Origin of the sequence: Buttiauxella sp. 3AFRM03, from assembly GCF_003675305.1 — a bacterium.
Taxonomy (GTDB): Bacteria; Pseudomonadota; Gammaproteobacteria; order Enterobacterales; family Enterobacteriaceae; genus Buttiauxella; species Buttiauxella ferragutiae.
Genome location: NZ_CP033076.1, coordinates 3,548,402 through 3,569,156, shown reverse-complemented (window position 1 = coordinate 3,569,156; position 20,755 = coordinate 3,548,402). Strand labels below are relative to the sequence as shown.

General features: G+C 49.9%; 17 protein-coding genes, 2 tRNA genes and 1 pseudogene. 1 reads left to right on the top strand and 19 read right to left on the bottom strand.

What is annotated here, in order from left to right:
- Positions 1 to 334: 334 nt before the first annotated feature.
- From mtr to rlmE, 18 genes and pseudogenes are all read right to left on the bottom strand, one after another.
- Positions 335 to 1,578, bottom strand: a pseudogene (mtr, locus tag D8682_RS18205) (tryptophan permease).
- Between the two features lie 159 nt (positions 1,579 to 1,737).
- Positions 1,738 to 3,729 carry a DEAD/DEAH family ATP-dependent RNA helicase gene (locus tag D8682_RS18200; protein ID WP_064543165.1) on the bottom strand — a complete coding sequence of 664 codons (1,992 nt, stop codon included), beginning with the start codon at positions 3,727 to 3,729 and terminating at the stop codon, positions 1,738 to 1,740.
- Complete coding sequence (gene yrbN, locus D8682_RS18195) at positions 3,722 to 3,799, bottom strand: protein YrbN (protein ID WP_110510645.1); 78 nt, start codon at positions 3,797 to 3,799, stop codon at positions 3,722 to 3,724. The genes D8682_RS18200 and yrbN overlap by 8 nt, the downstream gene beginning before the upstream one ends.
- Positions 3,800 to 3,909: 110 nt before the next feature.
- Positions 3,910 to 4,794 (bottom strand): lipoprotein NlpI, encoded by an 885-nt coding sequence (nlpI, locus tag D8682_RS18190; protein WP_064543163.1) that lies wholly within the window; start codon positions 4,792 to 4,794, stop codon positions 3,910 to 3,912.
- A 117-nt stretch (positions 4,795 to 4,911) separates the two neighbouring features.
- Positions 4,912 to 7,041, bottom strand: coding sequence for a polyribonucleotide nucleotidyltransferase (pnp, locus tag D8682_RS18185; RefSeq protein ID WP_162303026.1), 2,130 nt, complete (start codon positions 7,039 to 7,041; stop codon positions 4,912 to 4,914).
- Positions 7,042 to 7,286: 245 nt separating this feature from the next.
- A complete protein-coding gene (gene rpsO / locus D8682_RS18180; RefSeq protein WP_002434239.1) occupies positions 7,287 to 7,556 on the bottom strand; it encodes a 30S ribosomal protein S15 in 270 nt (89 codons plus the stop codon).
- Between the two features lie 153 nt (positions 7,557 to 7,709).
- The gene (gene truB, locus D8682_RS18175) at positions 7,710 to 8,654 is read right to left on the bottom strand and encodes a tRNA pseudouridine(55) synthase TruB (protein WP_064543159.1); all 945 of its coding nucleotides are present in this window, start codon (positions 8,652 to 8,654) and stop codon (positions 7,710 to 7,712) included.
- Positions 8,654 to 9,058 carry a 30S ribosome-binding factor RbfA gene (rbfA, locus tag D8682_RS18170; protein WP_034459684.1) on the bottom strand — a complete coding sequence of 135 codons (405 nt, stop codon included), beginning with the start codon at positions 9,056 to 9,058 and terminating at the stop codon, positions 8,654 to 8,656. The genes truB and rbfA overlap by 1 nt, the downstream gene beginning before the upstream one ends.
- A gap of 70 nt (positions 9,059 to 9,128) precedes the next feature.
- A complete protein-coding gene (infB, locus tag D8682_RS18165; protein WP_064543157.1) occupies positions 9,129 to 11,813 on the bottom strand; it encodes a translation initiation factor IF-2 in 2,685 nt (894 codons plus the stop codon).
- Positions 11,814 to 11,837: 24 nt separating this feature from the next.
- Positions 11,838 to 13,325 (bottom strand): transcription termination factor NusA, encoded by a 1,488-nt coding sequence (nusA, locus tag D8682_RS18160; protein WP_034459687.1) that lies wholly within the window; start codon positions 13,323 to 13,325, stop codon positions 11,838 to 11,840.
- 27 nt (positions 13,326 to 13,352) lie between these two features.
- Entirely contained in the window at positions 13,353 to 13,805 is a 453-nt protein-coding gene (rimP, locus tag D8682_RS18155; protein WP_034498954.1) for a ribosome maturation factor RimP, read from the bottom strand.
- A gap of 210 nt (positions 13,806 to 14,015) precedes the next feature.
- Positions 14,016 to 14,092, bottom strand: a tRNA-Met gene (locus D8682_RS18150).
- A 60-nt stretch (positions 14,093 to 14,152) separates the two neighbouring features.
- Positions 14,153 to 14,239 (bottom strand) — tRNA-Leu (locus tag D8682_RS18145).
- 48 nt (positions 14,240 to 14,287) lie between these two features.
- Entirely contained in the window at positions 14,288 to 14,617 is a 330-nt protein-coding gene (secG, locus tag D8682_RS18140; protein ID WP_034498820.1) for a preprotein translocase subunit SecG, read from the bottom strand.
- A 231-nt stretch (positions 14,618 to 14,848) separates the two neighbouring features.
- Positions 14,849 to 16,186 (bottom strand): phosphoglucosamine mutase, encoded by a 1,338-nt coding sequence (gene glmM, locus D8682_RS18135; protein ID WP_064543155.1) that lies wholly within the window; start codon positions 16,184 to 16,186, stop codon positions 14,849 to 14,851.
- The gene (folP, locus tag D8682_RS18130; RefSeq protein ID WP_064543154.1) at positions 16,179 to 17,027 is read right to left on the bottom strand and encodes a dihydropteroate synthase; all 849 of its coding nucleotides are present in this window, start codon (positions 17,025 to 17,027) and stop codon (positions 16,179 to 16,181) included. Before folP ends, glmM begins: the two co-directional genes overlap by 8 nt.
- 99 nt (positions 17,028 to 17,126) lie before the next feature.
- Positions 17,127 to 19,064, bottom strand: coding sequence for an ATP-dependent zinc metalloprotease FtsH (gene ftsH / locus D8682_RS18125; protein WP_064543152.1), 1,938 nt, complete (start codon positions 19,062 to 19,064; stop codon positions 17,127 to 17,129).
- A gap of 56 nt (positions 19,065 to 19,120) precedes the next feature.
- Positions 19,121 to 19,750 (bottom strand): 23S rRNA (uridine(2552)-2'-O)-methyltransferase RlmE, encoded by a 630-nt coding sequence (gene rlmE / locus D8682_RS18120; RefSeq protein WP_064543150.1) that lies wholly within the window; start codon positions 19,748 to 19,750, stop codon positions 19,121 to 19,123.
- 125 nt (positions 19,751 to 19,875) lie between these two features.
- On the opposite strand from rlmE, the gene yhbY reads away from it, so the two are divergent.
- The gene (gene yhbY / locus D8682_RS18115; protein WP_034498826.1) at positions 19,876 to 20,169 is read left to right on the top strand and encodes a ribosome assembly RNA-binding protein YhbY; all 294 of its coding nucleotides are present in this window, start codon (positions 19,876 to 19,878) and stop codon (positions 20,167 to 20,169) included.
- Positions 20,170 to 20,275: 106 nt separating this feature from the next.
- Here yhbY and greA read toward each other — a convergent pair whose 3' ends face one another.
- A complete protein-coding gene (gene greA, locus D8682_RS18110) occupies positions 20,276 to 20,752 on the bottom strand; it encodes a transcription elongation factor GreA (protein WP_064543148.1) in 477 nt (158 codons plus the stop codon).
- Positions 20,753 to 20,755: the final 3 nt, after the last annotated feature.

The following is a 20,755-nucleotide window of genomic DNA, read 5'->3' as shown; positions in this document are numbered from 1 at the left end:
ATCGCCTCCATTTTGACTCCTGGTGGCAGGGTCCAGCCGTCGGGAACGGCTGGAGGGCGCGATCGTCGGGAACGAATCGCAACCGACCCTGACACGGAGGCAAAATGGAGGTTTACCGCTTGCGGCGATTTATTTGCCGGGAGTCCGGGTTCTTAGGGTGACGACGGTGGTCATCCTAAGACGTTCACCAGTTCAGTGGCTATATGAAATACTGAACATCGGGTGAACGGAACTGCCTCCCGTCTCACAAAGATGTGACTAAGAGACAGCCCAAAGGGAGAGGGAGAAACCAATCAATCCCCTCGCCCTCAGGAAGAGGGTGAAGATCGAGAATTCAATGGTAAACCGGCAGTAGATCGAAACTTGAAAGAATATGAATCGCGGCGTTAGTTACGCCAAAGACAAGAACCAGCACGATCATTTTGTTCCCGCCCCATACCCGATAAATTGGGCTGCCGAATTTCTTACGTGAAGCTTTAGCCAACAGCGCCGGAACGATTGCTGCCCAGATAGTGGCTGCCAGCCCCGCAAAACCAATCGCGTAGATAAACCCGTCAGGCCAGATAAATCCCCCAACATTGGCGGAATAAATGTCACCAACGCGGTTTTCAGGCGACCAACAGGTGAGTCATCGAACTTAAATAAATCGGCCAGATAATCGAATAAACCCAACGTCACGCCCAGGAACGAACTGGCAACGGCGAAATTGGAGAACACAATCAGCAATAAATCCAGTGCGCGGCTGTTCAGTACGCCACTCAACGCGCCGACCAACACATCAATATTCCCGCCTTTATCTGCAATGGCGATAAAGTCGTTGCGCGGAATATTTCCCATACTGCCTATCAACCAAATGACGTATAGACCCAGCGCCATCAGTGTTCCCCAGACCAGGCAACGCTTGATGGTTTGGGGATCTTTACCGTAATACTTCATCAGGCTCGGTACATTGCCGTGGTAACCAAATGAGGCGAGGCAAAATGGCAGCGTCATAAACAGATACGGTAAATAGCTTGGGTTGACTGCTTTGCTATCAAGAAGTGTTGCGGGTTCGACATGCCACATCAGGCCGCCAAACGTCATAAAAAAGGTCAGGATTTTGGCACCGAGCACAATCGTCGTCATGCGGCTAACTGCGCGCGTACTCAACCAGACAATAAACGCCACTACCAGGGCAAAGATTAGCCCGGCAAATCTCGCGGGGAAATCGACGGACATTTTTCCCAGCGTGTGATGAATCACTGAGCCGCTTGCCGAGATATAGGCGTAGGTCAGGATATACAGCACAAATGCGATGGACAGACCGTTAATCAGATTCCAGCCTTTGCCCAGTAAGTCTTTGGTGACGGTGTCAAAACTTGAACCCACACGGTAATTCAGGTTCGCTTCCAGAATCATCAAACCAGAGTGCAACATACAAAACCACGTCACAATCAGTGCCGCTAAAGACCAGAAAAACCACGCGCCTGACATAACCACCGGCAGGGAAAACATTCCGGCACCAATAATGGTGCCGCCAATAATCATGACTCCGCCGAAAATAGACGGCGATACCTGGGTGGTCGATAAGGTTGCCATACGAATTCCTGAAACATTGAACGGCTGTCGAAGCGACAGGTTTACTGCGCAACATTGTACCAGTACATGAGTACAATTTGGATAAAAAAAATCCCGGTTGCATTAACCAGGATTTTTATCACTGCCTGCTGATTAACAGCAGGCATAAACTTCTGTCAATTATGCTTCTGTGGTACGACGACGAGCAGGAGCTGCACCGTCTTCACGACGTGGGCCACGACCGCCCTCGCGACGTTCGCCGCTGAAGCTACGTGGTGCGCCAGCACCTGGACCGTCACGACGTGGACCACGACCGCCTTCACGACGCTCACCACCACCACCGAAGCTACGGCCTGCGCCTGCACCAGCACCGCCGCCACGACGTTCGCCGCCACGGTCAGTACGTGGCTGTGCATCACCCATCAACTGCATATTCATTGGTTTGTTCAGAATACGAGTACGGGTAAAGTGCTGCAGGATCTCACCTGGCATGCCTTTTGGCAGCTCGATGGTTGAGTGGGTACCGAACAGCTTGATGTTACCAATGTAACGGCTGCTGATATCGCCTTCGTTAGCGATAGCGCCAACGATATGACGAACTTCAACACCATCATCACGGCCAACTTCGATGCGATACAGTTCCATATCGCCAACGTCACGACGTTCACGACGTGGTGCATCGCCATCACGCTGTGGACGATCTGAACGCTCTGGACGATCACCGCGTGGTGCACGATCACCACGGTCACCACGTGGAGCACGGTCTGAACGTTCGAAACGCTCATCACGCTCACGGAATTCACGACGTGGACGCATCGGTGCATCTGGTGGCAGGATCAGAGGACGTTCGCCCTGTGCCATTTTCAGCAGTGCTGCAGCCAGTGTTTCCATATCCAGCGCTTCTTCTGATTCAGCAGAAGGTTGGATTTTCGCCAGCAGGCCACGGTACAGATCCAGATCGCTGCTTTCCAGTTGCTGCTGAACTTTAGCGGCAAACTTAGCCAGGCGACGCTCGCTCAGCAGTTCACGGTTTGGCAGTTCAACTTCAGGAATAGTCAGCTTCATGGTGCGTTCGATGTTGCGCAGCAGACGACGCTCGCGGTTCTCAACGAACAGCAGCGCACGGCCAGCACGACCTGCACGACCGGTACGGCCGATACGGTGAACGTAAGACTCTGAGTCCATCGGGATGTCATAGTTAACAACCAGGCTGATACGCTCAACGTCCAGGCCACGAGCCGCAACGTCGGTTGCAATCAGGATGTCCAGACGACCGTCTTTCAGACGCTCCAGGGTTTGCTCACGCAGTGCCTGGTTCATGTCACCGTTCAGTGCTGCGCTGTTATAGCCGCTTTGTTCCAGTGCTTCAGCCACTTCCAGAGTCGCGTTTTTGGTACGTACGAAAATGATCGCCGCATCAAAATCTTCAGATTCCAGGAAGCGAACCAGCGCTTCATTTTTACGCATACCGTGGACAGTCCAGTAGCTCTGGCTGATGTCCGGGCGAGTCGTTACGCTAGATTGAATGCGAACTTCCTGCGGATCTTTCATGAAGCGACGAGTAATACGACGAATCGCTTCTGGCATAGTTGCAGAGAACAGAGCGGTCTGATGACCTTCTGGGATCTGCGCCATGATGGTTTCAACGTCTTCGATGAAGCCCATACGCAACATTTCATCAGCTTCGTCCAGTACCAGACCTTTCAGGTTGGACAGATTCAGCGTACCGCGTTTTAAGTGGTCAAGCAGACGACCTGGGGTACCAACAACAATTTGTGGTCCCTGACGCAGGGCGCGCAGCTGCACGTCATAACGCTGGCCACCGTAAAGGGCTACCACGTTTACGCCGTGCATATGTTTAGAGAAGTCCGTCATGGCTTCAGCAACCTGAACCGCCAGTTCGCGGGTCGGTGCCAGCACCAGGATTTGTGGTGCTTTCAGCTCTGGATCAAGGTTGTGCAGCAGCGGTAAAGAGAACGCTGCAGTTTTGCCGCTACCCGTCTGGGCCATACCCAGTACATCGCGGCCAGCCAGCAGCTGTGGAATACACTCTGCCTGGATTGGAGATGGTTTTTCGTAACCCAGATCGTTCAGGGCTTTAAGGATGGAGTCGTTAAGACCCAGATCAGAAAAAGTAGTTTCGATAGTAGTAGTCTCGATGATGTCAGTCATGTAGTACACGTGCCTCGTAGATGGCGGCCAGTCTACATAACTCATCGTGAAATTGACCTGCAATTTTCATTGAAAAGTGTGAACCGGCTCAAATTTGGTTGATTAACGAACAAAAACGCCCTCACCCGTTAAGGTGATGACTTTAATAAAAAAGTTTATGGGCTGATCGATGTTCGTCAGCTATTGCTGGTCCGATTCTGCCAGGTCATCTTGCTCCTGGCCCAAGAGCGCTAATTCCAACAATGCATAACGATGCTCAACGTAGTTGTGTACGTTGTTAGCGACCGCTAACTTGAACAGTGCCGTGGCGCTGTCCTTTTCCCCCAGACTTAGGTAGTACTTACCTAAATAGAAGTTGGTTTCACTGAGATGCTCAGCGAGCGAGGTGTTATCCGTTGCGTCCGCCTTGAGGCGTTCCATTAACGTTGCTTCGTTAATGTTCCCCAGGTAGAACTCGACAATGTTCCATCCCCATTGCTCTTTATCCGATTTATCGAGGCGCTGTTGTAACGCCACTTTAGCCTGCTTTGCATCTAAATTGCTTTCAGCAAGGTAGAGCCACAGACTACGGAAAGGATCATTGGGATCGTCTTGATAAAACGCCAGCAGATCATCTTGCGCTAAACGATAACGACCACCGTAGTAGAGGGCGATACCGCGATTTAAATGCGCGTAGTTGTAAGTTGGATCAAGCTCAAGTACAGAATCAAACGCTTCATAGGCAGCATCAAAATTGCCTGCCTGCGTTAAATATATGCCTAAGTAATTGAATACTTCAGGCATATCGGGGCGGATTGCCAACGCTTGTGAAAAATCATTTCGCGCCAGAGCCCGCAAGCCGAGGCTATCATACAACACTCCGCGCTCATATAAAAGCTGTGCGCGTTCATCATCGGTTAAAGCCCGGCTGGCAAGTATCTGTTCCATGCGTGCAAGAATGACTTCTTGCTGCAAAGTCGGCTGCAATGGTACCGCCAGGACTTCACTTTTACGCCAGGCAGAGTTGCTGCATCCTGCCAGCGTGATAGCTGTCGCAACGAAACACCAGCGCAAAAAAGGCTTCATTTCCCACTCCCGAAGACAACTAATGGATGACGTCCTGTCCACCGGCTCTAAAACGAGACTCCCTGCCCCGTAATAAATAGCTCTCCATGTCGCCATGGAGAGCTTTATCGGTATCGCTTACTCAGCTTCTGGTGCAGCAGGTGCAGCGTTTTCCGCTGGAGACTGCTCAGTTGCTTCTTTGATGCTCAGACGTACACGGCCCTGGCGATCAACTTCCAGTACTTTAACTGGAACTTCTTGACCCATTTGCAGGTAGTCAGTCACTTTCTCTACACGCTTGTCAGCGATTTGAGAAATGTGTACCAGACCTTCTTTACCGCCGCCAATCGCAACAAATGCACCGAAGTCTACGATACGAGTGACTTTACCGTTGTAGATACGACCTACTTCGATTTCAGCAGTGATCTCTTCGATACGACGAATTGCGAATTTCGCTTTATCGCCATCGGTCGCAGCGATTTTCACTGTACCGTCATCTTCGATTTCAATAGTAGTACCGGTTTCTTCGGTCAGCGCACGAATCACAGAACCACCCTTACCGATCACATCTTTGATCTTGTCTGGGTTGATTTTGATAGTGTGAATACGTGGAGCGAACTCAGAGATGTCGCCACGCGGTGCATTGATAGCTTGCTCCATTACGCCAAGGATATGCAGACGCGCACCTTTAGCCTGGTTCAGAGCCACCTGCATGATTTCGCGGGTGATACCTTCAATTTTGATATCCATCTGCAGCGCAGAGATACCTTCACGGCTACCAGCAACTTTAAAGTCCATGTCACCCAGGTGGTCTTCGTCACCCAGAATGTCAGACAGAACCACAAAGTTCTCGCCTTCTTTAACCAGACCCATCGCAATACCGGCTACAGCGGCCTTGATTGGCACACCTGCATCCATCAGTGCCAGAGAAGCACCACATACGGAAGCCATGGAAGAAGAACCGTTAGATTCGGTAATTTCAGACACTACACGCACAGTGTACGGGAAGCGGTCAGCTTCTGGCATAACAGCCAGTACGCCACGCTTAGCCAGACGACCGTGACCAATCTCACGACGCTTCGGTGAACCGACCATGCCGGTTTCGCCTACGGAGTACGGAGGGAAGTTATAGTGGAACAGGAAGTTGTCGGTACGTTCGCCCATCAACTCATCCAGGTTCTGTGCATCACGAGCAGTACCCAGAGTTGCTGTAACCAGCGCCTGAGTTTCACCACGGGTGAACAGTGCAGAACCGTGAGTACGTGGCAGAACGCCAGTACGCACATCCAGACCACGGATCATGTCTTTTTCGCGACCATCGATACGCAGTTCACCAGCCAGAATACGGCTACGAACAACATTTTTCTCGATAGCGTGCAGAATGTCGCTAACTTCGCCAGCATCAATTGAATCGTCTTCAGCTGACAGTGCAGCGATAACGTCAGATTTGATAACGTCGACTTGTGCGTAACGCTCTTGCTTATCAGTAATACGGTAAGCATCGCTCAGGCGGGATTCAGCAAGTGCCGCAACGCGCGCATTCAGCGCTTCGTTAGCAGCTTCAGGCTGCCAGTCCCAACGTGGTTTGCCAGCTTCAGCAACCAGAGAGTTGATGTTCTGGATAACAACCTGCTGTTGTTCGTGGCCAAAGACTACCGCGCCCAGCATCTGGTCTTCGCTCAGCAGTTCAGCTTCGGACTCAACCATCAGCACAGCGCCTTCGGTACCGGCAACAACCAGATCCAGCTTGCTGGTTTTCAGTTCGTCAGCAGTTGGGTTCAGCACGTACTGGTCATTGATGTAGCCCACGCGAGCAGAACCAATTGGACCATTGAATGGAATACCAGACAGGCTCAGAGCGGCAGAAGCACCGATCATTGCAACGATGTCAGGGTGAACTTGCGGGTTCACGGAAACGACGGTTGCGATAACCTGTACTTCGTTAACGAAGCCTTCCGGGAACAGCGGACGCACTGGGCGGTCAATCAGACGCGCAATCAGTGTTTCGCCTTCACTTGGGCGGCCTTCACGACGGAAGAAGCTGCCTGGGATACGGCCAGCAGCGTAAGTACGCTCCTGATAGTTAACAGTCAGTGGGAAGAAGTCTTGACCTGCTTTCGCTTTTTTCTGACCAACAACAGTCACGAATACAGCAGTGTCGTCCATGCTTACCATTACTGCAGCGGTAGCCTGGCGAGCCATCATACCGGTCTCTAAAGTGACCGTATGTTGACCGTATTGGAATTTACGGACAATCGGATTTAGCAAAATAATATCCTTAATAATCTTTGGAGGCAGGTGATTGCACTTGCTTCGTTTAACCCGATCTAAATCGCATCCTCGCGACTAATGACAACCCTGACCCGCCCCTGCGGATAAAGCCTCTCATTAGCCGCGCGAACCTCTGCAATAAAGATCACACCCTGCAACAATACATTAGTTTCCATAGAATTGCTGCCATATGGTTGAAAAAAGGGGCCTTAAAAGGCCCCTTTTTCTGAAACTCGCAAGACTTAGCGACGCAGACCCAGACGCTCGATCAGGCTGGTGTAACGTGCTACATCTTTACGCTTCAGGTAGTCGAGCAGTTTACGACGCTGAGAAACCATACGCAGCAGACCACGACGGCTGTGGTGATCTTTTTTGTGTTCTGCAAAGTGACCTTGCAGGTGGTTAATCTGTGCAGTCAGCAGTGCAACCTGAACTTCGGTAGAACCGCTGTCGTTAGTACCACGACCAAACTCAGAAACGATTTTAGCTTTAGCTTCAACGCTTAGAGACATTTTAAACTCCAAAATTATAGATAAAAAGATAGAGTGCCGATCTCTAATTCAGCAACTCCAGTGCACTTTCACAACAATGTTAAACAAGGGTATGAAAGTTAAGCCGCTCCATTTTACCTGTAGCCACCTCTTATCGCAAGGCAACTCCAGGTGTCAGAGCGGATACTCAACGACCAGACGACGAGGCGCAACGCGTCCATCATCATCAATTTCAGCCATGCCGATAAATTTGCCTTCATCACCTTCGGTGACGCGAACTAACCCTTCTGCTGGGCTACCCGAGACTTGCACCGGCTGCCCATTCTTGAAGTAACCCGCAACAGCAGGTAATAAATTCACGATGGGGAAGTCCGAAGCAGGACTGTCCATTGGCATTAGCAGTGGATCTAGCAACACAGATGGCTCAATTTCTTGCGTTTGTGCTTGTTCAAGCAACGCATTCAATTGTTCAAGCGTTACCATTCGTTCGACAGGATACTTGCTCACCGCAAGGCGACGCAGGAAAGTCACATGAGCACCACAACCGAGTTTTTCACCTAGATCATCGGTGATAGTTCGGATGTATGTTCCCTTAGAACAGTGAATTTCCAACTCAAGCTCATTGCCTTCATGGCGAATAAACAGAAGTTCGTAAACCGTGATAGACCGCGCTTCACGCGGCACTTCTATACCCTGGCGTGCATACTCATAAAGCGGCTTGCCTTGATATTTCAGTGCGGAGTACATCGATGGAACTTGCTGTGTTTCACCACGAAAACTCTCTAAAGCTACTGCCAACTCTTGTTCGGTAAAAGTGACCGGGCGCTCCTGCACGACTGTGCCATCAGCATCAGAAGTATCAGTACGCTGCCCAAGGCGGGCAATAACACGGTAACGCTTATCGGAGTCGAGCAGATAACGCGAGAATTTCGTCGCTTCACCGAGGCAAATCGGCAGCATTCCGGTTGCAAGCGGGTCAAGCGCTCCGGTATGACCGGCACGGTTAGCATTATAAATACGCTTAACTTTCTGCAACGCATCGTTCGAGGATAAACCCTGAGGTTTATCTAACAACAGTACTCCGTGGATATCACGACCACGACGACGAGGACGACTCATTAATCCTCCTTGCTGTCATCCGTATCATTTACACGGCGCTCATCATCATTTCTGATGACGTTTGAAACCAGATTCGACATGCGCATACCTTCAACCAACGAGTTATCGTAGAAGAAAGTCAGTTCCGGCACGATACGCAGGCGCATTGCTTTACCCAGCAAAGAACGAATATAACCAGAAGCATCCTGTAAAACCTTGATGCCTTCTTTCACTGCTTGTTCGTCTTTGTCGTTCAGGAAAGTAACAAATACTTTGGCATAAGCCAGATCGCGTGACACTTCGACACCAGAAACGGTGGTCATCATGCCCAGACGCGGGTCTTTAATTTCGCGCTGCAGGATGATTGCGATTTCTTTCTGCAATTCCTGGGAAACACGCTGCGGGCGACCAAATTCTTTCGCCATAATAAATTCTCCATACAAATCGGGGGGCGCTCGGCCCCCCTAAAGATATTAGCTATTTGCTCGGCTGATATCAGGCGATGGTACGTTGGATTTCGATGATTTCGAAGACTTCGATCACATCACCAACACGCACATCGTTGTAGTTCTTCACGCCGATACCACATTCCATACCGTTACGAACTTCGTTAGCGTCATCTTTGAAGCGGCGCAGGGATTCCAGCTCACCTTCATAGATAACAACGTTGTCGCGCAGTACACGGATTGGGTTGTGACGTTTGACCACACCTTCGGTAACCATACAACCTGCGATTGCGCCAAATTTAGGTGATTTGAACACATCGCGAACTTCGGCCAGGCCGAGGATCTGTTGTTTCAGTTCCGGAGACAGCATGCCGCTCATTGCCGCTTTAACTTCGTCAATCAGATGATAGATGACGGAGTAGTAACGCAGATCCAGGCTTTCTGATTCAATCACGCGGCGCGCAGATGCATCGGCACGGACGTTAAAGCCAACCAGAATAGCGTTAGAAGCTGCTGCAAGCGTTGCGTCAGTCTCAGTGATACCGCCCACACCAGAACCGATGATTTTAACTTTAACTTCATCAGTAGACAGTTTCAGCAAGGAATCACTGATTGCTTCAACAGAACCCTGAACGTCTGCTTTCAGCACAACGTTCACTTCGGACACTTCGCCTTCGGTCATGTTGGCGAACATGTTTTCCAGTTTAGATTTCTGCTGGCGAGCCAGTTTAACTTCGCGGAATTTACCCTGACGATACAGAGCAACTTCACGAGCTTTTTTCTCGTCACGAACAACTGTTACTTCATCACCCGCTGCCGGCACACCGGACAGACCAAGGATTTCAACAGGAATAGACGGACCAGCTTCAGTAACTTCACGACCCATTTCGTCACGCATTGCACGAACACGGCCATATTCGAAGCCACAAAGAACGATATCGCCTTTGTTCAGAGAACCTTCACGAACCAGAACCGTTGCTACCGGACCACGACCTTTATCCAGGAAGGATTCGATAACTACACCGCTCGCCATACCGTCACGCATTGCTTTCAGTTCGAGAACTTCAGCTTGCAGCAGGATTGCGTCCAGCAGTTCGTCAATACCTGTACCTGCTTTAGCAGACACGTGGATGAACTGGCTTTCGCCGCCCCACTCTTCTGGCATGATGCCGTACTGAGACAGTTCCTGCTTAACGCGGTCTGGATCGGCTTCTGGCTTATCAATTTTGTTTACCGCAACGACTACCGGTACCTGCGCCGCTTTCGCGTGCTGGATAGCTTCGATAGTTTGTGGCATTACGCCATCGTCTGCGGCAACAACCAGAACAACGATATCCGTCGCCTGAGCACCACGAGCACGCATAGAAGTAAACGCTGCGTGGCCCGGGGTATCCAGGAAGGTAACCATACCGTTGTCAGTTTCAACGTGGTATGCACCGATGTGCTGGGTAATACCACCCGCTTCGCCAGACGCTACTTTAGTAGAGCGAATGTAGTCGAGCAGTGAAGTTTTACCGTGGTCAACGTGACCCATGATGGTAACAACCGGCGCACGAGACTCAGCAACTGCGTCAGTGTCACGGTCGCTCATCAGCGCTTCTTCCAGCTCGTTTTCACGACGCAGGATAACTTTGTGGCCCATCTCTTCGGCAACCAGCTGTGCGGTTTCCTGGTCGATGACCTGGTTAATGGTTGCCATAGCACCCAGTTTCATCATTGCTTTGATGACCTGAGAGCCTTTAACAGCCATTTTGTTAGCCAGTTCTGCAACAGTAACGGTTTCGCCGATTACAACGTCACGGTTAACTGCTTGTGCAGGCTTGTTGAAGCCTTGCTGCAGTGAACTTGGTTTACGCTTGCCTTTACCGCCACGAACTGCAGCACGTGCTTCTTCACGGTCAGCTTTAGACTCGCCGTGTTTGCCGCCTTTCTTCTGGCGTGGTGCTTTAGTTGTCGCAGTACGAGCACGAGTACGGCCAGCTTCAACTTCGCGGTCGTTTTCGTCTTCAGCCTGGCGAGCGTGTTGAGAAGTGGTTACATGGTAATCAGATTTGTCGTCTTCCACTTTCTCTTCTTCCGTCCAAACACCTGCGTTAGCTTCAGCCATTTTACGGGCCTCTTCAGCTACACGGCGGGCGTCTTCTTCTAATTTGCGACGGGCTTCTTCTTCAGCAGCACGCTTCAGATCTGCAGCTTCTGCTTCGCGACGGGCTTTATCTGCCTGGGCGCTTTTTGTCATATCGTCTTGTTGATTGCTCACTTTGTCTTTTTCCGCAGCTTCACGTTTCGCTTTATCAGCGGCTTCACGCTTAGCTTTATCTTCAGCTTCACGTTTAGCTTTTTCTTGCGCCTGACGATTGGCAGCATCCTGCGCCTCACGTTGGGCTTGCTCTTCCGCTTCACGCTGCGCCTGTTCTTCCGCGGCAAGACGTTCTGTCTCTTGCGGATCACGTTTCACAAAGGTGCGCTTCTTGCGGACTTCGATTTGTACCGATTTACTTTTCCCACCGGTACCTGGAATGTTTAAAGTACTGCGCGTTTTGCGCTGTAATGTCAACTTATCTGGCGCAGAACCATGTTCACGGTTCAGGTGCGCCAGTAATGTTTGTTTTTCCTGGGCCGAGACAGAGTCATCAGCAGCCTTAGGGATCCCTGCATCAGCAAATTGCTGTACCAGGCGGTCCACGGAGGTCTGAATCTCTGCGGCCAGCGCTTTTACGGTTACATCTGTCATGCTGTTCCTTCCTGCTACAGTTTATTACGCTTCGCCGCCAAACCAGCAGATATTGCGAGCAGCCATAATCAACTCACCGGCCTTCTCGTTGGTTAAACCTTCAATATCTGACAGATCGTCGACACCTTGCTCAGCCAGGTCTTCAAGCGAGCTCACACCGCGCGAAGCGAGTTTAAATGCCAGGTTGCGATCCATACCTTCGAGGTTCAGCAGATCCTCTTGAGGTTTGTTATCGCCCAGGCTTTCTTCCTGCGCCAATGCCAGTGTGGTGAGGGCGTTTTTGGCGCGATCACGTAATGCTTCCACTGTATCTTCATCAAGGCCATCAATTTCCAACAGCTCTTTCATCGGCACGTAGGCCAACTCTTCGAGAGTGGAGAAACCTTCTTCTACCAATACAGTGGCAAAGTCCTCGTCGATCTCGAGGTATTTGGTAAAGGTATCAATGGCAGCATGTGCTTCAGCCTGATGCTTGGCTTGCAGGTCATCAACAGTCATTACGTTGAGTTCCCAGCCGCTCAGCTGTGCAGCCAGACGAACGTTTTGTCCGTTACGACCGATTGCTTGTGCCAGATTGCCTGCCTCTACCGCGATATCCATTGTATGTTTGTCTTCATCAACAACAATGGAAGCCACGTCAGCCGGAGCCATAGCATTGATAACGAATTGTGCTGGGTTATCGTCCCACAGCACGATATCAATACGCTCACCGCCCAGTTCAGTAGAAACTGCCTGAACACGCGCACCGCGCATGCCGACACAAGCACCTACTGGGTCAATACGCTTGTCGTTGGTTTTCACAGCGATTTTCGCACGAGAACCAGGATCACGAGCAGCGGCTTTGATTTCAATAACTTCTTCGCCAATTTCCGGCACTTCAATGCGGAACAGTTCGATCAGCATTTCAGGCTTGGAACGGCTAACAAACAGTTGAGCACCGCGAGCTTCCGGACGCACAGCATAAAGCACACCGCGGATACGGTCACCTGGGCGGAAGTTTTCACGCGGCAACATATCTTCGCGAAGAATAACTGCTTCAGCGTTGCTGCCGAGATCAAGAGAGATGTTCTCGCGATTAACTTTCTTCACGACACCAGTGATGATTTCACCTTCGTGTTCGCGGAACTGATCAACTACCATTGCGCGCTCAGCTTCACGTACTTTCTGTACGATAACCTGTTTTGCGGTCTGAGTAGTGATACGGTCGAAAGTCACAGATTCGATCTGGTCTTCAACGTATCCGCCAACATTCAGCTCTGGATCTTCGAATTGAGCTGCATCAAGGGTAATTTCACGCGTAGGTTGGGTCACTTCTTCAACAATAACCCAGCGGCGGAAAGTATCGAAGTCACCACTTTTACGATCGATGCTGACACGCACATCAATCTCTTGTTCGTATTTTTTCTTGGTCGCTGTTGCAAGTGCACTTTCCAGCGCTTCGAAAATCTTCTCGCGCGGCAGTGATTTTTCATTGGAAACTGCTTCTACAACAGCCAAAATTTCTTTGTTCATCCTGGGTTTTCACCTCAATCCAAACTATTAAAAGTGGGGTACCAGGTTCGCTTTCTGGATGTTGCTCAGCGCGAACACTTCATCTTTACCTTCCACCGTGACCGTGATCATCTCACCTTCTACGGCTTTAATTATACCCTGCCATTTACGACGGTTTTGCACAGCCATTCGCAACACAATGCTCACTTCTTCGCCGGTAAAGCGAACGTAATGCTCTGCGGTGAACATTGGGCGATCAAGGCCTGGTGAGGAAACTTCCAGGTTGTAAGCTACAGTGATAGGGTCTTCGACATCCAGAACTGCACTTACCTGGTGACTGACATCAGCACAATCATCAACATTGATGCCAGCTTCACTATCAATATAGATGCGCAGCGTAGATTGGCGACCTCGAACGAATTCGATACCGACTAATTCATAGCCCAGCGCCTCGACCGGTGCTGAAATCATCTCTGTTAATTTTTGCTCTAATGTGGACAAGCCCACCCCCGAGAAATAAAAAAAGGGCATATAGCCCAGTTATTCTGAAGTCAGATAACAAAAAACCCCGATAAATCGAGGCTTTATATAACTGAACCCTGTACACCGCAATTGCGGCCCGGACACCATCCAGGAGAATTTTTTTCTAAATTCTTCGCGAGGCACCAACTGGTGTTCACAGTATATTTGAAAAAGAACTCTCAGGGAAAGTGGTTGCGGGGGCCGGATTTGAACCGACGACCTTCGGGTTATGAGCCCGACGAGCTACCAGGCTGCTCCACCCCGCGTCCGAAAACGTGGCAAATATTACGCCGATATTGCATAAAATGCAAGAAATGCAGATATTTTGGTACCGAGGACGGGACTTGAACCCGTAAGCCCAATCGGGCACTACCACCTCAAGGTAGCGTGTCTACCAATTCCACCACCTCGGCACTTTGAACACGGTAATCACTTCTTACCGTATTGAAGCTTACTACTTATTACTGCGGGATATCGCTGCTCGGCTTGGTAGGTGCCGCTGGCTGTGACTCAGTTTTTGTAGGCTGAGTTAAATTATCCCACACACTTCCTTTATCGGTTTTGTTGGTATTGAGGTTACCCAGTACCAGGCTGATAATAAAGAACAGCGTTGCTAACACAGCGGTCATGCGGGTCATGAAGTTACCAGAACCGTTAGAACCAAACAGCGTAGCGGAAGCGCCTGCTCCGAAGGAGGCTCCCATATCAGCGCCTTTACCTTGTTGCAGCATGATAAGACCTACAAGGCCCAGGGCTACAATAAGGAAAACAACTAAAAGAGCTTCGTACATAATCAACCTGTTCCTTGCGGGATTACCGCATACCAAAGCTTCAAACCAGTCAAGCGGATACGTTTAAGTTTACCCACTGAAGCGGGTGAGAATACTAACCAAAGCCTTCGAACTGCGCAAGGGCAATTTATTCACATTTCGCTGACTGCGGAAAAAAACAGCAACACACCGACTTTCGCCTGGAAAACAGGCGGCAAATGCCGCCTTTTCACACAACAACCAAGAGTGACTTTAAACTGCTTTTACAGCATCAGCGATACGGTTGGCATATTCAATGACCAACGCTTCATCTTCGCCTTCAACCATTACGCGGATTAATGGTTCTGTGCCAGATTTACGCAGTAACACGCGGCCACGATTGCCGAGCGCCTCTTCAACTTCAGCAGTCACTTTTTTCACTGAATCGTGTTCAAGTGGATCACCGCTGCCTGCAGTAAAGCGTACATTTACCAAAATTTGCGGGAATAATTTCATTCCGCTGCACAAGTCATGCAAGCTCATATGGTTACGCACCATTGCAGTGAGTACTTGCAAACCTGCCACGATACCGTCGCCAGTGGTGGTTTTATCCAGAAGAATCACGTGACCTGAGTTTTCAGCGCCAATTCTCCAGCCTTTTTCCTGAAGCTTTTCCAGCACATAGCGGTCGCCCACTTTTGCACGCGCAAACGGAATACCGAGCTGTTTCAATGCCAGCTCCAGCCCCATATTGCTCATCAGTGTACCAACTGCACCACCGCGCAACTGGCCCTGACGGAGTCCTTCACGAGCGATGATGTAGAGGATCTGGTCGCCATCAACTTTGTGGCCCAGATTGTCCACCATGATGACACGGTCGCCATCACCATCCAGTGCAATGCCAATGTCAGCTTTCTCAGCCAGCACGCGCTCTTGCAGCATGCGCACGTCAGTAGCACCACATTTTTCGTTGATATTGACGCCGTTTGGCTCACAACCCACGGTAATGACCGTTGCACCCAGTTCACGCAGCACATTTGGTGCAATGTGGTAAGTCGCACCATTAGCACAATCGACAACAATCTTAAGGCTGCTGAGGCTTAATTCATTAGGGAATGTGCCTTTACAGAATTCGATATAGCGACCCGCGGCATCAACGATACGGCTGGCTTTGCCCAGTTCTGCAGAATCAACACACGTGATCTCTTTTTCCATTTCCGCTTCAATGGCTTCTTCAACTTCATCTGGCAGTTTTGTGCCGTCGATTGAGAAGAATTTAATCCCGTTATCATAGAACGGGTTATGCGATGCAGAGATAACAATCCCAGCTTCTGCACGGAATGCACGGGTCAGATAAGCAACGGCAGGCGTTGGCATCGGGCCGGTGAATGAAGCAGACAAACCCGCCGCAGCCAGGCCCGCTTCGAGAGCAGATTCCAGCATGTAACCAGAAATACGGGTGTCTTTGCCGATAATAATTTTACGCGAACCATGACGCGCTAAGACTTTCCCTGCTGCCCAGCCGAGTTTCAGCACAAAGTCAGGAGTAATTGGGGAATCGCCTACACGACCGCGAATGCCATCTGTGCCAAAATATTTACGGTTACTCATAGCGTTTTTTTTCCTTCGCTGAAAGTGTGGCTTCCACCACGCGCATCGCTTCGACTGTCTCTTTCACATCGTGAACTCGAATGATATTAGCCCCCTGCATTGCAGCTATCACTGCACAAGCAAGACTGCCACTCAGGCGTTGATCCGGCCCGACATTCAGCAGTTGGCCAACCATTGATTTACGCGACATCCCCACCAAAAGTGGTAAACCAAAGTGATGGAATTCGGAGAGTCGGGCTAAAAGTTGGTAATTATGGGTCAGATTTTTACCGAAACCGAAGCCTGGGTCGAGTAACAATTTTTCTTTTGCGATACCAGCCGCTTCGCAGCGGGCAATTTGCTCGATAAAGAAGCGGTTCACATCAGCAAAGACGTCGTCATAATGAGGTGCCTGCTGCATATTTTTTGGTTCACCTTGCATATGCATCAGGCAAACTGGCAAACCAGTTTCCGCAGCGGCTTCAAGAGCACCAGGCTCCTGTAATGAGCGAATGTCATTGATGATATGTGCGCCGACTCGCGCCGATTCACGAATGACTTCAGGCTTAGAGGTATCAACTGAAATCCAGATTTCAAAGCGTTGTGCAATGGCTTCCACAACAGGGATCACTCGCGACAGCTCCTCATCAACACTAACGTCAGCTGCACCTGGGCGAGTCGATTCACCACCGATGTCAATAATCGTCGCACCAGCGTTAATCATCGCGTTAGCGTGTTTTACGGCTTCAACTAATGAATTGTGCTGACCACCATCGGAAAACGAGTCTGGTGTGACATTTAAGATCCCCATAACATGAGGATGTGAGAGATCGAGCGTAGTGCCCTGTGCGGTGAGTTTCATCAAAATTCCCTGCATCGACTTTGGTTAAGACAAAAACAAAAACCCCGGGACAAGCCCAGGGTTTTATAGATTACTGCAGTAACATCCGACAGAGACGACTTATTTATCGCCCAACTGCTCTGACATAGTATTACCAGGATTCGGCGTACGCGGTTCGTCGACCGGACGCGGTGCACTTGGAGTACCGTTATTATCAGAATTGTTGTTGCCGTTGTTTGAATCTTCCCAACCTGCTGGCGGACGCACATCGCGGCGATTCATCAGGTCATCAATCTGTGGCGCATCGATGGTTTCATACTTCATCAGTGCGTCTTTCATGGTGTGCAGAATATCCATATTTTCATTCAGCAGCTGGCGAGCACGAGCGTAGTTACGCTCAATCAACAGCTTAACTTCCTGATCGATGATACGCGCAGTTTCATCGGACATATGTTTCGCTTTCGCGACTGAACGACCCAGGAACACTTCACCTTCCTCTTCCGCATACAGCAACGGACCGAGTTTCTCAGAGAAGCCCCATTGGGTAACCATGTTACGAGCGATGGATGTTGCTACTTTGATGTCGTTAGACGCACCAGTAGAAACATGCTCAGCACCGTAAATAATCTCTTCAGCAAGACGACCACCGTACAGCGTAGAAATCTGGCTTTCCAGTTTCTGACGGCTGGCACTGATTGCATCACCTTCTGGCAGGAAGAACGTTACACCCAGCGCACGACCACGCGGGATAATCGTTACTTTATGCACTGGATCATGCTCTGGTACCAGGCGGCCAATAATCGCGTGGCCTGCTTCATGGTATGCAGTTGATTCTTTTTGCGCTTCCGTCATCACCATAGAGCGGCGTTCCGCACCCATCATGATTTTGTCTTTCGCTTTTTCGAATTCAACCATCGAAACCACACGCTTGTTGCCACGTGCAGCAAACAGAGCAGCTTCGTTGACCAGGTTTGCAAGGTCAGCACCGGAGAAGCCTGGAGTACCACGTGCAATAATTGCTGGATCGACGTCTGGAGCCAGTGGCACCCTGCGGCTATGCACCTTCAGGATCTGCTCACGGCCACGTACATCTGGCAAACCAACAACAACCTGGCGGTCAAAACGGCCTGGACGCAGCAACGCTGGGTCAAGTACGTCTGGACGGTTAGTTGCAGCGATAACGATGATACCTTCGTTACCTTCGAAACCATCCATTTCAACCAGCATCTGGTTCAGTGTCTGTTCACGCTCATCGTGACCACCACCAAGACCCGCGCCACGCTGACGGCCTACGGCGTCAATTTCATCGATGAAGATGATGCATGGTGCCGCTTTCTTAGCTTGTTCAAACATGTCACGAACACGGGATGCACCCACGCCCACGAACATTTCAACAAAGTCAGAACCGGAAATAGTAAAGAATGGTACTTTCGCTTCGCCCGCAATGGCTTTCGCCAGCAAGGTTTTACCGGTACCCGGAGGGCCAACCATCAGCACGCCTTTCGGGATTTTACCGCCCAGTTTCTGGAAACGGCTTGGCTCACGAAGGTACTCAACCAGCTCAGCAACCTCTTCTTTTGCTTCGTCACAACCTGCAACGTCAGCAAAAGTGGTCTTAATTTGGTCTTCTGTGAGCATACGCGCCTTGCTCTTACCGAACGACATGGCACCTTTGCCACCGCCGCCCTGCATTTGACGCATAAAGAAGATCCAGACCCCAATTAGTAAAAGCATTGGGAACCAGGATATGAAAATAGAAGCCAGCAAGCTTGGCTCTTCAGGCGGTTCGCCTACTACTTTCACATTTTTGGTCAGCAGGTTATCAAGCAGTTTAGGATCGTTAACGGGGATGTAAGTCGTGTATCGGTTACTATCTTTCTTGGTAACGTTGATTTCACGTCCGTTGATACGCGCTTCGCGTACCTGGTCCTGATTTACTTCAGACAGGAAAGTGGAGTAATCCACCCTACGGCCATTTGACTCGCTGGGCCCAAAGCTCTGGAACACAGACATCAGCACAACCGCGATGACCAGCCAGAGTATTAGGTTTTTCGCCATGTCACTCAAGGGATTAACCTCATATTACAACTGTGTTAACAAACAGCGTCAGGGTACTATAGTTTTCGCCCAGTCGCTACAATGTACACTTCACGTGAGCGGGCACGAGAAGAGTCCGGTTTACGAACTTTAACTGTCGTAAACAGGGAGCGAATTTCTCGCAGGTATTCATCGAAACCTTCGCCCTGAAACACTTTCACTAAAAAACTACCGCCCGGTGCCAGAACGTCACGACACATTTCCAGTGCCAGTTCTACTAAATACATAGCCCGAGGAATATCAACTGCCGGTGTCCCGCTCATATTTGGAGCCATATCTGACATGACAACCTGAACTTTACTGCCACCAACACGATCCAACAGAGCTTTCACGACTAGTTCATCACGAAAGTCACCCTGAAGGAAATCAACACCAACGATAGGATCCATTGGTAAAAGATCGCAAGCAATGATTCGCCCCTGATTCCCGATCTGAGTCACGACATATTGTGACCAGCCTCCGGGAGCAGCACCAAGATCGACAATTGTCATTCCTGGCTTAAAAAGTTTGTCACTTTGCTGTATTTCATCAAGTTTAAACCAGGCACGGGAACGTAACCCTTTTTTATGCGCCTGAATTACATATTTATCGCTAAAGTGTTCCTGCAGCCAGCGACCAGAGCTGGCAGAACGCTTTTTACCTGTCATCTCATTTTCCAACTTTGTTCATCGTGAGTAGCAGGCTGTAGAGTTATCAGCACAGCCGATTGGCGATACGAGGGATATGGCGGTAGAATGAACCGTTTTCAATCCCAACGTAAGCAAAAAATACGATGAATCTGAGTACTAAACAAAAACAGCACCTGAAAGGTCTTGCACATCCGCTCAAGCCTGTAGTCATGCTTGGCAATAACGGTTTGACCGAAGGGGTACTGGCCGAGATTGAACAAGCGATCGAACATCATGAGTTAATCAAGGTGAAAATCGCAACTGAAGATCGCGAAACTAAAACCTTGATCGTCGATGCCATCGTGCGTGAAACCGGCGCCTGTAATGTACAGGTTATCGGTAAAACGCTGGTGCTCTATCGCCCGTCTAAAGAGCGCAAGATTTCTCTGCCAAAATAAGCAGAGAGTGTGCAAAATGCCACGCTCTGTTAGTTGATAAAAGGCCGCGATGCGGCCTTTTTCCTTTCTTTACAATACGCCACGTCATAAAAAAGCGTAGCAGATATTATAAATATTCCACTTTTACAATTTCGAACTCTACATCACCACCCGGCGTGCGGATAACAACGACATCATCCTGCTCTTTACCGACAAGGCCACGAGCAATCGGCGAGTTCACAGAAATAAGATTTTGTTTAAAATCAGCTTCATCGTCGCCAACAATGCGATAAGTCTGCTCTTCTTCGTTATCCAGATTCAAAACTGTCACGCTCGCGCCAAAAATGACACGACCGTTATTAGGCATTTTGGAGATGTCGATAACCTGAGCATTCGACAGCTTAGCTTCGATATCCTGGATACGACCTTCACAAAAACCCTGTTGCTCACGCGCGGCATGGTATTCAGCGTTTTCTTTTAAATCGCCGTGTTCGCGGGCATCTGCAATCGCGGCAATAATTTGTGGGCGACGTACGGACTTCAGGAAATCCAGCTCTTCACGTAATCTTTCTGCGCCACGTAGGGTCATCGGAATAGGTTGCATTGT